The 14284-nt window shown below is 43.4% G+C and carries 15 protein-coding genes; 2 read left to right on the top strand and 13 right to left on the bottom strand.

Features of this window, described 5'->3' with window-relative positions:
• Positions 1-12 precede the first annotated feature (12 nt).
• From GVO60_RS17650 to nirB, 5 genes are all read right to left on the bottom strand, one after another.
• Positions 13-495: a LabA-like NYN domain-containing protein gene (locus tag GVO60_RS17650; RefSeq protein ID WP_159656400.1), complete on the bottom strand. Its 483-nt coding sequence runs from the start codon at positions 493-495 to the stop codon at positions 13-15.
• 134 nt (positions 496-629) lie between these two features.
• The gene (cobA, locus tag GVO60_RS17645; RefSeq protein ID WP_159656398.1) at positions 630-1388 is read right to left on the bottom strand and encodes a uroporphyrinogen-III C-methyltransferase; all 759 of its coding nucleotides are present in this window, start codon (positions 1386-1388) and stop codon (positions 630-632) included.
• A gap of 174 nt (positions 1389-1562) precedes the next feature.
• Positions 1563-2411 carry a formate/nitrite transporter family protein gene (locus GVO60_RS17640; protein WP_159656396.1) on the bottom strand — a complete coding sequence of 283 codons (849 nt, stop codon included), beginning with the start codon at positions 2409-2411 and terminating at the stop codon, positions 1563-1565.
• 129 nt (positions 2412-2540) lie between these two features.
• On the bottom strand, positions 2541-2864 hold the full coding sequence (gene nirD, locus GVO60_RS17635; protein ID WP_004414174.1) for a nitrite reductase small subunit NirD: 324 nt from the start codon (positions 2862-2864) through the stop codon (positions 2541-2543).
• Between the two features lie 14 nt (positions 2865-2878).
• Positions 2879-5437: a nitrite reductase large subunit NirB gene (gene nirB, locus GVO60_RS17630; protein WP_159656394.1), complete on the bottom strand. Its 2559-nt coding sequence runs from the start codon at positions 5435-5437 to the stop codon at positions 2879-2881.
• A 492-nt stretch (positions 5438-5929) separates the two neighbouring features.
• On the opposite strand from nirB, the gene GVO60_RS17625 reads away from it, so the two are divergent.
• Entirely contained in the window at positions 5930-6970 is a 1041-nt protein-coding gene (locus tag GVO60_RS17625; protein WP_159656392.1) for a GGDEF domain-containing protein, read from the top strand.
• A gap of 47 nt (positions 6971-7017) precedes the next feature.
• Here the strand turns inward: GVO60_RS17625 and GVO60_RS17620 are convergent, their stop codons facing one another.
• The 4 genes from GVO60_RS17620 to GVO60_RS17605 form a co-directional block, all read right to left on the bottom strand.
• Entirely contained in the window at positions 7018-7674 is a 657-nt protein-coding gene (locus GVO60_RS17620) for a DUF2726 domain-containing protein (protein ID WP_159656390.1), read from the bottom strand.
• Between the two features lie 71 nt (positions 7675-7745).
• The gene (locus GVO60_RS17615) at positions 7746-8552 is read right to left on the bottom strand and encodes a hypothetical protein (protein ID WP_159656388.1); all 807 of its coding nucleotides are present in this window, start codon (positions 8550-8552) and stop codon (positions 7746-7748) included.
• Between the two features lie 82 nt (positions 8553-8634).
• Complete coding sequence (locus GVO60_RS17610; protein ID WP_159656386.1) at positions 8635-9318, bottom strand: response regulator; 684 nt, start codon at positions 9316-9318, stop codon at positions 8635-8637.
• A complete protein-coding gene (locus GVO60_RS17605) occupies positions 9315-10934 on the bottom strand; it encodes an ATP-binding protein (protein WP_159656384.1) in 1620 nt (539 codons plus the stop codon). The genes GVO60_RS17610 and GVO60_RS17605 overlap by 4 nt, the downstream gene beginning before the upstream one ends.
• A gap of 322 nt (positions 10935-11256) precedes the next feature.
• Here GVO60_RS17605 and GVO60_RS17600 point away from each other — a divergent pair, with 322 nt between their 5' ends.
• Entirely contained in the window at positions 11257-11481 is a 225-nt protein-coding gene (locus GVO60_RS17600; protein ID WP_159656382.1) for a hypothetical protein, read from the top strand.
• Positions 11482-11537: 56 nt separating this feature from the next.
• On the opposite strand, the gene GVO60_RS17595 is transcribed toward GVO60_RS17600, so the two are convergent.
• From GVO60_RS17595 to GVO60_RS17580, 4 genes are read right to left on the bottom strand one after another with little or no spacing between them, the layout of a single operon-like run.
• Complete coding sequence (locus GVO60_RS17595) at positions 11538-12704, bottom strand: tetratricopeptide repeat protein (protein ID WP_159656380.1); 1167 nt, start codon at positions 12702-12704, stop codon at positions 11538-11540.
• The gene (locus GVO60_RS17590) at positions 12701-13333 is read right to left on the bottom strand and encodes an energy transducer TonB (RefSeq protein WP_159656378.1); all 633 of its coding nucleotides are present in this window, start codon (positions 13331-13333) and stop codon (positions 12701-12703) included. Before GVO60_RS17590 ends, GVO60_RS17595 begins: the two co-directional genes overlap by 4 nt.
• Positions 13333-13737 carry an ExbD/TolR family protein gene (locus tag GVO60_RS17585; RefSeq protein ID WP_159656376.1) on the bottom strand — a complete coding sequence of 135 codons (405 nt, stop codon included), beginning with the start codon at positions 13735-13737 and terminating at the stop codon, positions 13333-13335. Before GVO60_RS17585 ends, GVO60_RS17590 begins: the two co-directional genes overlap by 1 nt.
• Positions 13734-14282 carry a MotA/TolQ/ExbB proton channel family protein gene (locus GVO60_RS17580; RefSeq protein WP_159656714.1) on the bottom strand — a complete coding sequence of 183 codons (549 nt, stop codon included), beginning with the start codon at positions 14280-14282 and terminating at the stop codon, positions 13734-13736. The genes GVO60_RS17585 and GVO60_RS17580 overlap by 4 nt, the downstream gene beginning before the upstream one ends.
• Positions 14283-14284 lie beyond the last annotated feature (2 nt).

The following is a 14284-nucleotide window of genomic DNA, read 5'->3' as shown; positions in this document are numbered from 1 at the left end:
TAGGTAACGGCTTTAATCTCGTCTTAGCAGAAGATTGTCGTCAATCTCGATAAATCGGTCACTTGCATCTATCAGAGATTGAGCCGTAAGGCCTGGGACACCATAAACATCCACCTTGACATTAAACTTCTCTTGGACGCGCTGAACTAAAATATCAAAGTCACCATCCCCTGATAACAAAATGATCTTATCCACATTAGCTGCTGCTTCGTAGACATCAAGAGCAATCCCAACATCCCAATCCCCTTTTGCGCTCCCATCATTGCGTTGGATAAAAGGTTTGAGTTTTACATTAAAACCGATACCACGCAAAATATGATGAAACTGTCGCTGCTTTGGATCTTGAGAGGCTATCGCATAAGCGTTGGCTTCAACCACCTCACTCCCTTCTGTCGCTACATACCAAAACTGGTTGTAATCAAAATGGGCTCTATATTTGTCACGTGTTGTGTAATAGATATTTTGTACATCGACAAATATTGCGACTTTTTCCATTTGTGGCTCACCTCTTCTGTTAGAGGCATGACTCTATCAAAACCAAGCCATGAGTACACTTCTATTTTGAATAAGGAGCGCCACAGAAAGTGACACTGTCACAACCAAAGCGCTCGCTGCAATTCTCGTAAGGTTTAGTTAAACCATTTTAGCTTGTCATGCAAAGACGTTACGCTGCCAACGACAATCAGAGCTGGGCTGACCGCCTCTTTCGCCATACTCGCCAAATCACTTAAGCTACCCGTGAATACGCGTTGCTCTCGGCGTGTGCCGTTTTCGATAATGGCACATGACATGTCTGCATCAATCCCATTTTCGAGTAGCTTCGCCGCAATGTACTCACACTGCTTAAGACCCATATAAAACACCAGCGTATTGTTTGATTGAGCCAATGACTGCCATTCAATCTCTCGGCCATCCTTTTGTACATGTCCTGTAATGAACTGAACGCTTTGCGCATGGTCACGATGGGTCAATGGAATCCCTGCATAGGCAGTAGCACCCGTAGCCGCTGTAATCCCCGGTATGACTTCAAATCTAACGCCATGCTCAGCTAACTCTTCTATCTCTTCTCCACCACGACCAAAGATGAATGAATCGCCTCCTTTAAGACGCACAACACGTTTGCCTTCTTTCGCTTTGTCGACCAATAACTGATTAATCTGGTCTTGCGGCACACAGTGGTAATCCAGTCTTTTACCAACATAAATCATCTCTGCATCACTACCTGCTAAAGCAAGAATTTCTGGTGATACCAATCGGTCATAAACGACTACTTCAGCCTGCTGGATTACGCGATAACCTTTAACGGTCAGTAAATCGGGGTCACCCGGCCCTGCCCCGACAAGAGAAACAAAGCCGCTATTTAATGAAGAGAGATGAGAAGCAGTCATAACTACGCCTTTCGAGTAAATTTAGGTATAAAAAGAGACTCTTTGTTAAGAAACTCTTTTTATAGCCAATTGACTATTGCATAGATGAAAACAAATATAGTCGGGAGTCTCTTCGCTAAATATATTAGAGAGTCCCGACTTATTCACTATCAGATTCTGATAGTAAAGTTTAACTTACTTAGCTAAAGCAGGTTTTGCTTCTACTGCATCTTCATCAGATAGAGAAGGCGCTGTTTTAGCGTGAGTTAGGTATAGCGGGATACAAGTCATGATTAGACCACCAACAATGTTACCTAGGATTGTTGGGATTAGGTTGAAGTTCAACCAAGTCGCGATACCAAAGTCAGCACCTAAGATCATGCCTAATGGGAATAGGAACATGTTTACCACTGTGTGCTCAAATACTAGTGCGAAGAAGATAAAGATTGGGAACCACATCATCGCTACACGGCCAGCTACAGTGCGCGCTGTCATGTTACCAATAACGCCAAGACAAACCATTAAATTACAGAAGATGCCGCGCACGAAACACGTAATCCATCCGTCCATGCCCATGTTTTCAAAGCCTAAGCTACGTGCAGTAGAAACAGCGATGAACTTCTTAGCAACCGCGTTTAGCTCTAGAGAGAAGTTACCCGTTAGCGACACTGCTACTAGGTAAGCAACAATCAAAGAACCGATAAGGTTACCAAGGCCTACAAGACCCCAACAACGGAAGATACGGTTCCAAGTAATTCCAGGACGACCTTCAAATTTTGCTAGTGGAGCCAGACCAAATACACCTGTTACTAGGTCATAACCCATAACACTTAGAATCACGAAACCGACTGGGAAGACAAGTGCACCCACAATGCCCATGCCTGTCTGAACGATTGTCGTAATCGCTACTACTACCGCTAGAGATAAGATGATACCTGCCATGGTGCCGCGCAAAAGCAAATCACGAGAACTTGTCTTTGTTTTAGCTTCGCCAACGTTAATCATTGTTTGTACGAATTCAGCGGGTTTAAAGTCTGTAGACATGAATGTGTCCTTATTCAAAAATTTGAAGGTTAAAAAGTTAAAATTGAATAGTGAAAGGCTCGCGAATTTCTCTGTTTTTCGTCAAGAAATGACGAGCCTTTAAGCTATTAAATCTCACCTAACGGATTATTAAGCCGCGATTTCCACCGAGCCTTTGGTCACTCGCGCTTTGTAAGCTTTTACGTTGAACTGCTCATTTTCCATGCACGCCCCAGTTTTGAGGTTAAAGCGTTGCTTCTTAAGTGGGCTTGCAACCCAAAGCTGCTCATCGTGCTCTACGATCAGGCCACGAGATAGCACGTTAGATTGGAAGAATGGGTCCATGTTGTTAATCGCAAACACTTCTTCTGTCGCACGTGGGCGGAAAATTGCTACTTGCTCACCGTCTACCAAAGCCACAACACCTGTGCCTGGGATGATGTCTTCAATGTTACAAACTTTTGTAAATGCCATAATCTCTTCTCCCCTTACACGACTTCTACGTGAAGGATGTCGCCTTTCGCTTCAGGATGTTTTTCAGTAAATGTCGCTGGGCGGTGTTGCTCACGTCCATCAGTCACAAACATGACATTGTCATCACGCTCGTCAGAATTCACGAAGTGCGCAAATCGCTTAAGCTGAGTTTCGTCGTTGATAGTGTCAGTCCATTCACAACGATACTCTTCAACTAGCTTCGCAACGTCTGCTTCTAACTGCTCATTGATGCCAAGCTTGTCTTCAATAATCACTTCACGTAGGTAGTCGATGCCACCTTCAAGGTTCTCAAACCATACAGAAGTACGTTGTAGTGGTGCTGCTGTACGGATGTAGAACATCATGAAGCGGTCGATATATTTCAGTAGTGTCTCTTGCTCTAGGTCACCTGCAAGTAGGTCAGCGTGACGAGGCTTCATACCGCCGTTACCACACACGTACATGTTCCAACCTGCGTCTGTCGCGATAATACCCAGATCTTTACCCTGCGCTTCAGCACATTCACGAGTACAACCAGACACACCAAACTTCATCTTATGAGGAGTACGAATACCCTTGTAGCGGTTCTCGATCATGACGCCTAGGCCAACAGAGTCTTGAACCCCGTAGCGACACCAAGTCGAGCCTACACATGTCTTAGCCATACGTAGCGCTTTCGCATACGCTTGACCAGTTTCGTAACCTGCCGCAATAAGCTTCTTCCAAATTGCTGGAAGATCGTCTTTTTGAGCACCAAATAGGCCGATACGCTGTGCGCCAGTGATCTTAGTGTAAAGGTTGTATTCAGCAGCAACTTCAGCAAGAACTGATAGTGCCTGAGGCGTTACTTCACCACCCGCCATACGAGGGATAACTGAGTAAGTACCATCTTTTTGCATGTTACCTAGGAAGTTATCGTTGGTATCGTGCAGTTTAACCAATGACGGTTTAAGGATGTGGTCACCCCAGCATGAAGCAAGAATAGAACCCGCTAGAGGCTTACATACTTCACAGCCGTAGCCCGTGCCATGTTTCTCTAGTAGCTCTTCATACGATTTGATTTCACCGATACGTACTAGGTGGAATAGCTCTTGACGAGAGTAAGCAAAGTGCTCACATACGTCGTTCTTCACTTCAACACCTGCTTTTTCAAGCTCTGCGTTAAGAACAGAAGTCACAAGAGGGATACAACCACCACAACCTGTGCCCGCACCTGTCACTGCTTTGATATCACCAATCGTGTGATGACCTTGTGCAACCGCTTCTGCAATTTTGCCTTTAGTCACATCAAAACATGAACAGATAACCGCAGACTCAGGTAGCGAGTCAGCGCCAAGTGTTGGTTTTTCGCCACCAGCGTGCGCAGGTAAAATAAGTGCATCTGGATGTTCTGGCAGGTCAATTTCGTTCAGCATAAGCTGTAGAAGGTCACCGTAATCAGAAGTATCACCCACCATTACCGCACCAAGAAGCTTCTTGTTGTCTTCAGAAACGATAAGGCGTTTGTAAACTTCTTGCTCTTCGTTTTGGTAAACGTAGCTCTTACAACCCGGAGTGCGACCGTTAGCATCACCAATAGAACCTACTTTTACGCCAAGAAGTTTAAGTTTTGCGGACATGTCAGCGCCTTCAAACTTGCTGTCGTTACCAACGATGTGGTCAACTGCCACTGTCGCCATTTTGTAACCCGGTGCTACTAGGCCGTAGAAAGTTTCATTCCACGATGCACACTCGCCAATCGCGTAGATGTTTTCATCTGAAGTCTGGCAGAAGTCGTTGATTGCGATACCGCCACGTGGCGCTACGTCTAACTTCATGTCACGAGCAAGTTTGTCTTGAGGTCGAATACCCGCAGAGAAGACGATAAAGTCCGTTTCTAACTCTGTACCATCAGCGAAACGCATAACGTTACGTGCATCTTTACCCTCAGGAGCGATTTCTAGCGTGTTTTTGCTAGTGTGAACTTTTACGCCCATGCTCTCGATTTTTTGGCGAAGCTGGTTACCACCCGCCTGATCTAACTGCTCAGCCATTAGTTTTGGTGCAAACTCAATCACGTGCGTTTCAACACCCAAAGCTTTCAGTGCGCCAGCCGCTTCTAAACCAAGTAGACCACCACCAATTACCACGCCTACTTTGCTCTTTTTCGCACAAGCTTCGATTGCTTTTAGATCTTCAATCGTACGGTAGACGAAACAATCTTTGCTCTCGCGGCCTTTGATTGGTGGAACGAATGGGAAAGAACCCGTCGCCATGATCAATTTGTCATATTTGATTTCGCGACCAGAACTTGAGTAAACGATGTGTTTATCACGGTTCACGTTAATGGCACGTTCACCGATTAGCATGTTGATGCCGTGTTTCTCGTAGAAGCCTTCTTTGACTAAAGAAAGTTCATCAGCTGTGTGATGAGAAAAGTAAGACGAAAGGTGGACTCGGTCATAAGCGACACGAGGTTCTTCACAGAAAACAGTGATCTCATATTGAGAAGCGTCCGTCTTCTCAACTAGGTCTTCAATGTAACGGTGACCTACCATACCGTTACCGATAACAACCAGCTTCAACTTGCTCATAGTACTTCCTAAGGGTTAGGTTTTTTATCTGAGCTAATTGTTAATTATGAAAGAAAATTAATACATGATGTAAATCAATTACAGAATCAAACTACCCTAAAGGGGTAGAAGCAAAATATAACCACTTCAAAATTGTCATTTAGTTACAATTTAGAACAAAAAGCCTCACATTTCGTGAAGTGAGCCGAATCTTTTGTTATATCTTGTCATTAAAATCTATCTTGTATGAATGAATAGTCACGAAGAAGACATCTTTTGAACCAAATTACGACTAAAGGCTTAAGCTTTATTTTCGTCACAAATTCATTGGGGAAATACACGAAACTTTATAAATCAATAAGTTGTCAACACCAACTTATAAACCCCCTCCTGTTTAGTTGCTAATGAATGTGTTTTTTGTGATCTTGATTCATTTATCTTCTTGATTCCGCAAAAGAAAGGAATACTATTGTCTGATATTTATACGTAAGCATCTTGATGCAGGCAAAGGAAATGGAACTCGATATATTTAATCCTTCTCGACATATTCGTCGAGCAGTTTTATTTTGGTTAAGCCTGTTGCTTGCTTGTATGTCAGCGACTTTTAGCGCCGTTAATCTGCTAAGTGGCACCGAATACACTCAGACGTGGATATCACTCACGTTTTGTCTCGTATCACTGTTTGTTTGCTATAACACCTATCGCCAAACCATTAACTCTACAATGACGGTGAGTTACGTTTTTGCACTCATTACGCTTGTCACCTACGCCAACTTTATTTATCCCCTATCCTATGGCCTATTCATATGGGCATGCCTGTTTCCCGTGTTGTTTTATCTTATTTTGGGTAGACGCAAAGGCATGTTTGCAACAGGAGCAGGTTTTTTAACTGTTTTAATTACGGTTACCTACAAAGTAATTGAATGCAGCTTCGTTGAAAGTGCTCACCTTGCAATCAATTTCTCTCTCACTTTTTTATGCATTTGGCTTACTTCCCACATACTGGAAGTCAAAAGAAAGACTTCAGAGGCGTCTTTAGGGCAACTCGCCTCCCGCGACTCGCTCACCAATGTTTATAACCGACATGCACTGGTGCATAACTTCAATCGCTACCACAACGAGAGTATCAAAGTTCCAGTATCTCTCCTCATCCTAGATTTGGATTTTTTTAAGCAGGTTAATGACCAATATGGTCACGATGTGGGAGATAAAGTCTTAGTGGAAACCGCGGCTTTATTGGACGCATTGAGTGATGAGCATCTGGTGTATCGAATTGGAGGAGAGGAGTTTTGTATTGCACTGCACGACTCAGATTTACTTCAAGCCACTTACAAAGCAGAACAAATTAGACACGCAATTGAACGCTATGACTTCAACGGCGCGGAGGTGGCGATTAAGCTCACTGCCAGTATCGGTGTATACCAATGCCACCATTTTGATAGTTTAGAATCCGTACTAAAAGAAGCGGATAAAGAACTTTATAAAGCAAAGAAGAATGGCCGAAACCAAGTTATGGTATGTAATGAGCAAGCCTCTGCATTATCTTCCAGCTAAGTGAGCTTTGTACGAACTCAGCATTGAATCGTACAAAGCCACATCAATCACGCATCTTCTTCAAACACAACATTGTAGTTTTCGGTATAAGTACAATGTGGCTGACGACTACAAGTAAAGAAACGACGCCCCTTATGCTCACCCTGACTGGCCGTTTTTATCACCATTGGGCTCCCGCATCGCTTACAGAAACGAACTTCCTTATCAGGCTCAATTAGGTCAATATGAGCCGCTAGCAATCGGCGTAAACGCCCAACTTGATAGCTGTGTTTAATACTCGCACCAATCAAAGGGATCGAAGCAGATTTACATACATGCATTAGAAGCTTTTGACGCTCAATCTTACCTTTATCAAGCTCTTTACCATTATCCAGTTCAATAACGACCCTAGGGTGTAAGCTTCGAGGATCACATACAACAAAATCAAAGTAACTCTTAGCAATTCTATTGTTTGCGATGAACCACTGTTTTTTATTCGTCGAGAGTGGTGTTGCGACGTGAGTCATATTCACCTTAGCTAACACTATTCCATGCTGGCCAACTGCGGTAACAAGTGCATTGTAAAAAGCTGACTCTTGCATATTGAGCAAAGGCCCTTTTTTCTTATATGCGCTGTCTTTTAACTCATCTTGCTTAAGGTAGCGTTGTTGGACCACAAAGAAGAACACCACCAAGATGGCAACAACAATAAAAACACTTTCCATCGACGACTCACTAAACCTGAGAGAACTACGTTCATTATTATTAGATTTTAATCGCTTACATCAATAATACGCTACTGTTTTTGCGAAGGCTGCGATGGCAAACTGAGTTCGATGACCGTTCTTTGTGATTCATTGACTTCTTGTAGAGCATCTCCCCAATGCTTTTGAACAAGCCTCTCTATCATTCCATTTTCACGCGCTTTCAGCAGTGCGTCATACAATAGGGGCTGCAGGTCTGCATATTTAGGAGATATATAAAAATAAAAGTCCCTTTCATACTGCAGTAAAAGATGGTTTTCTATGGCCAGATGAGGATTCAGTTTAGCCTCATTCATAACTTCATTAAGACCTCTAGGAAAATAGTTAACATCACCATCTACAGTTAGTTTCTGGTATAGAGTTCGCCATTCACCATCTTCTCGATAGACAGCAAGGTCATTACTCTCCCATACCTCTACATCGAACCAATTGATACCCATTCCGCCAATCAATCCCGATGCTCGCAATTCATCTATATTATTAATTTTTGAAAACTTAGCTTGAAGTTCTGGTGGGATTAACATGATACGCTTGCCGATTAAGCCATTAGTTATCGGAACACCAACTGAAACAAATTTAGCATCACGCTCGGAAGTTGGCAGTAACCACGTCAACGTGAGTGCTCCAGAGCTGACCATTTTTATGGCTCGCTTTTGCGGAGTATGCTCATCTAAAATCGAGATTTCGACATCATGGCCTTGAGCCGTAAGAGCTTCATACAGCAATTCATGGTAAAACGCGTGTCCACCATCGATCTGCGATACAAGCGTAAGTGAAATAGTCTCTTTACTGTAAACGCTGGTCGAGAGTAAAAGAAAAAGAATGGCTATGACTTGCATACACACCTCTAAGGTAATGACTCTTATATACTTTAGAGGCAGTAATACGATACGTCTAGAATTGACCGATTCATTTAGTTAATTAGGTTGAGCGTTTGTAAGTTCGCTCAGGACGACCTACTGACCCGTAATTGAGATCTGCTTCAAGTTCACCAGTACTAATTAGGTATTCTAAATAACGCCGCGCAGTTGTTCGACTAGCCCCTATTTTTTCACCAGCTTCATCAGCAGTTAAGTTTACGGCCTGATGAAATAACGCTTTGATTTTATCTAACGTCACACCATCGATTCCTTTTGGTAAACGAGTAGAAGCAATGTCCGGCGTGTTAGTAGATTGAAGCATTTTATCCACCATTGACTGATCTAAGTCATTAGTGTGATGTAGTTGAAGCTTCTGCCCCACATACTTTGTTAAGGCAGCCTCTAACCTTGGGAACATAACTGGCTTAAGCAAATAATCAACTACCCCACCACGCATCGCCTGCTGTAGGGTATCCACATCTCTCGCAGCGGTAATTAGGATGACATCGCACCCTAAATTTTTACTACGAAGCTCATTTAGAATCTCCAAGCCAGAACCATCAGGAAGATGCACATCCAACAAAAGTAATTCAGGCTTTAAAATATCAAGCTGAATGCTGGCTTCCATTTTACTCGTTGCAATACCAATAACCTCATAGCTTCCGATTTGCTCTAGGTATTTTTGATGTAACTGAGCAATAGCAATATCATCTTCAATGATCATCACTTTGGTTTTTGTCGTCATACCAAATCTTCCTTAGGTAGATACACCGTCATTCTGGCCCCACTCTCCTTATTGTTTACCATTTCCAATTCGCCTTGGTAACGCAGAGCAAGCTCGCTGACAAGATGCAATCCTACACCTCGAGTCTGCTTGTCTTTCGTCGATACGCCTCGCATCACCAATTCTTCCGCAGCAATGTTATCAGGTAAGCCGCAACCGTGATCCGAGACTTCTAAAATTACTTCATTGCCATAATCACTGACTGAAACTTCTATTTTGCGACGCTCATGAGCGAAGTTAACATCTGACGCAATAGCCTCTCTTGTTGCATCAAATGCGTTGTCGATTAAGTTGCCAACAATGGTCACGACATCTTCTGCATTAATCCTGTCTGGCAAAGGCTCTAAACGCGAGCCCTCTTCAACGACAAGCTCCAATCCCAATTCTCTTGCCCTTTCCGTTTTACCGAGCAACATCCCGGCGATCAAGGGCTCTTTAACAGTTTCTCTCAAAAACTCTATAAGCGCTTGATAATGGGCGGTTTCTTGACCAATTAAGTGCTGAACGGCCTCTAACTCTCCCATTTGAACCATACCACTTATTGTATTTAATTTATTTCGATGCTCATGGGTCTGAGAGCGAAGCAAATCGGCATACTCTTTGGTTTTAGCTAATTGTTCGGTCAGTTCTGTCAGATCATCACGCAGTCTAAAACTCGATACCGCACCGACAACTTTATCGTCTACGATAATGGGGCTACGGTTGGCTATGAGGCGCTGTTGATTGAGGTAGAGATTTATATCGTTGTCAGTACGTGCTGTTTGTAAAACTGACTGCAAATCGCTATCTGGAAGCACTTCACTTAATGGGCGGTTGATACTATCCGCTTTGTTGATATTGAGGATTTGGCAAGCACTGCGATTAATTGAGCGTAGCCGCCCTTCGCCATCAATACTCAAAATACCTTCTTTGAGCGTTTCCAAAGTGACATCCAGTTCAACGTATAAGCGGCCAATCTCTTCCGGTTCGAACCCTAAAATCGCTCGTTGAAACTTACGCGAAGCATAACTCGATACCAGAACATTTGCTGCAACCACAATAAATGCCATCATGATTAAATAAATAAGGAAAGGTTCTATTTTATCTTGCAGCCTGTCGATGAGATAACCCACCGACACTACACCAATAATTTGGCCCTGCTGATTGAATACGGCTGTTTTCCCTCGAACGGAGTAGCCTAGTGAACCTTTTGCCACTGAGATATAAGCTTCACCATCCACCAAGGCGCGTTTATTATCTCCCCCTTTCATTGGCAAACCTATACGTTCATCAACAGGGTGCACCAATCGCACACCTTCTTTATCGCCAATAACAATAAACGCGGCGCCAATCAGTTCAGTGAGGCTTCTGTATCGGGTTTGCAGTTCTGGCGTCACTCCGGTTTCAATCATTTCGATCACATACGGGGATTTGGCCAAAAACGAGGCCACGCCAAGAGCTTTGAGACCCATCTCTTCTTCTTGAGCGTGTTTGATGTAAATAAACCCGGCGGCGACAAGTAGCAATAGCTCTATCAGCCCGGATAAAGTCATGATAATCAGCATTCGCTTTCGAAAGCTGATAGTACTCCATTTCATACTTTCTCCTTGTATCCCGCATAGGCTAACACTCTTGATGTGCTTCAACGAGACCCTTAGACCTGAAGTGTGAATGTTGTAAGTATATAATCAGCCGTAACTATCTTTTCTCCATGAGACTAAATCACCGTTATGGCTTACTAGAGCACGATTAAGAAATGCAAAAGATAATTGATTTAGATCATATAAAATACTGGTTAATTTTTACGCTAACTACGCAATCATCTTGTATAATTATTAAGCGCCCGAGTGGTGCTCAACGTCTTGGTATCACGGTTGATAAAAAAACGATAAGAACCGTGTTGTTTTTAGAGGGAAAAAAATGAAAAGGGATATTTTTGGCATTTGCCTCTCACGAACTATGCTGTCTCGTAATCTGTCAGGAACCTTCACACATGTTAGGGCTTACGCAAAAACAAACAGTGTCGAAGATGCTAAGGTAATGCACGCATTTCCACAGCTTTCTGGCAAAGAGCTGCTGGCTAACATGGAATCTGCGCACTCTCTAGTTTGGCGAGCAGAATTTGCCTGTCTAGAGCAAAAATAGAGTGCATAAAAACGCAAAAAGGGAAGATTAACTTCCCTTTTTTTGTGCCTGATGACTTAACGTATATCACTCAATCTACTGGTATGAACTTTCTCTTTTAAGTAGTTCAGCCAACTTTCACCACTTTGTGTTGGCTCGACTTTCTGCGCTTCCTCCACATCAATCAACGCTCCTTCTATTTGACCAAGCTTATACTTTACTTGAGCACGCAGGAGTAGCAGCTGAGCGCTATGCTTAGGGTATTTATTCAATGCCTCCAGTGCCAAATGATACTCGTTTTTATGCATCAATAGCTGTGCTTGCTCCATGTAATAAATAGGATCTATTTGAGCAGCTGAATACCAAGATTCAATCGCCCTATCCCACTCCTTCGCTTGCTGCCACAATCTCGCCAGTTCAATATGTTGATTAAGCTTATCGCCTTTAATGGTCACTTGAGTCAATTGGCGAGCCGCTTGCTCCGGCATTCCTTGTTTTGCCAATAGCTGAATCAGTAAGCGATTTTCTTGCTCTGAAAGTACAATATTGTGCTTCGCGACAGCCAATGTTGTTAAAGCAGAAGCAGGATCGTTATTTCTAAGCTGCACGCTCACTAACTGACTCCACCACTGCTCGTTCTCCGGCTGGAGTGCTAACAACTGTTTCAAGCTTTTTTCTGAAGCATGCCACTGCTTCAATTGAAGTCGAGCAGCAAGTTGAATCGTTAACGGCTCAACTTCGATCTTCGACTGCGATGCAATGACCTTATTTATCGATTGCAATGTTTTTTGCCATTCTTGCAACTGGTAATGGGCCTTCGCGATGACAAGCCAAAGATCAGAATTTTCTTTTCCAACAGAAACCTCTTTAACCAAAACATAGTAATGATTTAGAGCCAGGGAATAATGCTGCTGGTTGAAATAGAGGTCAGCCAACATTCTGCGAGTCTCTTGCTGAGCTTTCTTATCAAGTTGCTCCACACTAAGCGAATCATCTAAGCTATCGATAGCCAAATCGACTTGACCATTTTGCCAATAATAAACCCCTAAGGCTCGCTTCATAACCGCTAGGTCATATTGACGATTTGACTCAATTGGAGCAAGCAGTTCAATCGCTTTCTGCCACTCTTGATTCGCTTGAAACTTCTCAGCTTGTTGCAGTTTCTGAGCAGAAAAACGGGACAATTCCGTCGCTGAAGCATGGACAGAAACTAACAGCACAATACTCAACCATGATTTCATCATTTAGGATACCTGAACTCTAGTTTCACGGTTTGGCCAATTTGTCGCGTGGCGTTGCCGTTGACTAACTTCGGTTGATATCGCCACTGCTTAAGAGCAACAAGTGCTTCGCGATCAAATAGTCTCTTCGGTTGTGCTTCAATGATTTTTAGCCCTATTGGCACACCATTCTCGTCAATATCAAAACGAATCACGACATGGCCTTCAGCTCGGCGCTGACGCGCTTTTGCAGGATAGCGTGGCTCAACACGATAAAGTGGCATCGCTTGATGGCTCATTTTGACAGGCGCAAGAGTCGCGACAGCAACATCCACTCCCCCAATATCCACGGCAACGCCCGCGAGTTCGCCTAATGGCTGAATTGGAATTGATGAAAGTGACTGGTCGGTAGAACGCGGCGTAATATTTAATGGCTCGATAGAAGGTGCCTGCTCGTGCTGTGGTGGCTCCGGCACACTCCTAATACGCCTCGATGCTGTTTGTTCCTGCTCTGAAACAATAAAATCTACCGCTTGTAGATTTTGATGATCAATGGAATTTATATCGGGCGCCCGAACTAACCAAGCCATTAACATAAACAGAGCAGCAGACAAAAATGCAGATAGTGGTAAAGCGACTAGCAACCGCAGCATTAAGGGCTCTCCGCAGCTAAAGCAATGTGTTCTACACCTGCACTTTTGGCTGCATCCATAACTTTGACAACCACACCATTAAACGCGCGCTCATCCGCCTGAATCACTAAACTTCGGCTAGGGCTCTCATTCAACAAGGATTCCAGCCGAGCTTGAACTCGTGCTTCGTCAACCATCTGTTTATCAATGTAGATATCATTGCTTGAAGTAATCGCAACAAAGATACCAGCCTCTTTCTGAGCCATGATATTGCTCGCTTTTGGGCGTTCAACATCAATTCCTGACTCTTTAACAAATGAGCTTGTGACGATAAAGAAAATCAACATGATAAAAACAATATCTAGCATCGGCGTCAAATCAACTTGCGCCTCTTCTTGCTTATAAGAGCGTTTGCCAAGTCTCATGCTTCACTCCTCAATGACCGTTCTAAGTTGAAACTTCTTAGCTGACATGCTTTGACTAATCGAGCATGAACAAAAATACCGACAAGTGCAGCCACCATACCTGCCATGGTCGGAAGTGTGGCTAACGCGATTCCTGAAGCCATTAGTTCAACATCATCGTTTCCTTGATACGACATCGCATCGAAAACTGAGATCATTCCCGTTACCGTACCCAATAACCCGAGCATTGGACAAAGAGAAACCAACACCTTGATAATATTTAAGTTATGAAAAAGCGATATTCTCGCTTCAGATAGCCACCCTTCTCGGATGGCATGTGCATACCAAGAGATATGCTCGTGCCGCTCATTCCAAGCGTTCAACCATCCAGTGCGCAACTTAGGATATGAAACAAACAAAAACAGCCAGCGCTCTATCACAAATAACCAAAACAGTGCCACAACAGCCAATAAGCACCACAGTACAGGGCCACCTTGCAACATAAATCCCTGTAAAGAACTCATCGCTGAATCACCACGAAACAAGCTATCAATGAAAGCATTCATCG

Origin of the sequence: Vibrio atypicus, assembly GCF_009811315.1 — a bacterium.
In the GTDB taxonomy this organism is placed as follows: domain Bacteria; phylum Pseudomonadota; class Gammaproteobacteria; order Enterobacterales; family Vibrionaceae; genus Vibrio; species Vibrio atypicus.
The sequence above is the reverse complement of the archived record's forward strand: the minus strand, read 5'-3'. Positions and strand labels throughout refer to the sequence as shown.

Coding starts and splice junctions, on each gene's coding strand:
- GVO60_RS17650 (WP_159656400.1), bottom strand. CDS start 495: ATGGAAAAAGTCGCAATATTTGTCGATGTACAAAATATCTATTACACA.
- cobA (WP_159656398.1), bottom strand. CDS start 1,388: ATGACTGCTTCTCATCTCTCTTCATTAAATAGCGGCTTTGTTTCTCTT.
- GVO60_RS17640 (WP_159656396.1), bottom strand. CDS start 2,411: ATGTCTACAGACTTTAAACCCGCTGAATTCGTACAAACAATGATTAAC.
- nirD (WP_004414174.1), bottom strand. CDS start 2,864: ATGGCATTTACAAAAGTTTGTAACATTGAAGACATCATCCCAGGCACA.
- nirB (WP_159656394.1), bottom strand. CDS start 5,437: ATGAGCAAGTTGAAGCTGGTTGTTATCGGTAACGGTATGGTAGGTCAC.
- GVO60_RS17625 (WP_159656392.1), top strand. CDS start 5,930: ATGGAACTCGATATATTTAATCCTTCTCGACATATTCGTCGAGCAGTT.
- GVO60_RS17620 (WP_159656390.1), bottom strand. CDS start 7,674: ATGGAAAGTGTTTTTATTGTTGTTGCCATCTTGGTGGTGTTCTTCTTT.
- GVO60_RS17615 (WP_159656388.1), bottom strand. CDS start 8,552: ATGCAAGTCATAGCCATTCTTTTTCTTTTACTCTCGACCAGCGTTTAC.
- GVO60_RS17610 (WP_159656386.1), bottom strand. CDS start 9,318: ATGACGACAAAAACCAAAGTGATGATCATTGAAGATGATATTGCTATT.
- GVO60_RS17605 (WP_159656384.1), bottom strand. CDS start 10,934: ATGAAATGGAGTACTATCAGCTTTCGAAAGCGAATGCTGATTATCATG.
- GVO60_RS17600 (WP_159656382.1), top strand. CDS start 11,257: ATGAAAAGGGATATTTTTGGCATTTGCCTCTCACGAACTATGCTGTCT.
- GVO60_RS17595 (WP_159656380.1), bottom strand. CDS start 12,704: ATGATGAAATCATGGTTGAGTATTGTGCTGTTAGTTTCTGTCCATGCT.
- GVO60_RS17590 (WP_159656378.1), bottom strand. CDS start 13,333: ATGCTGCGGTTGCTAGTCGCTTTACCACTATCTGCATTTTTGTCTGCT.
- GVO60_RS17585 (WP_159656376.1), bottom strand. CDS start 13,737: ATGAGACTTGGCAAACGCTCTTATAAGCAAGAAGAGGCGCAAGTTGAT.
- GVO60_RS17580 (WP_159656714.1), bottom strand. CDS start 14,282: ATGAATGCTTTCATTGATAGCTTGTTTCGTGGTGATTCAGCGATGAGT.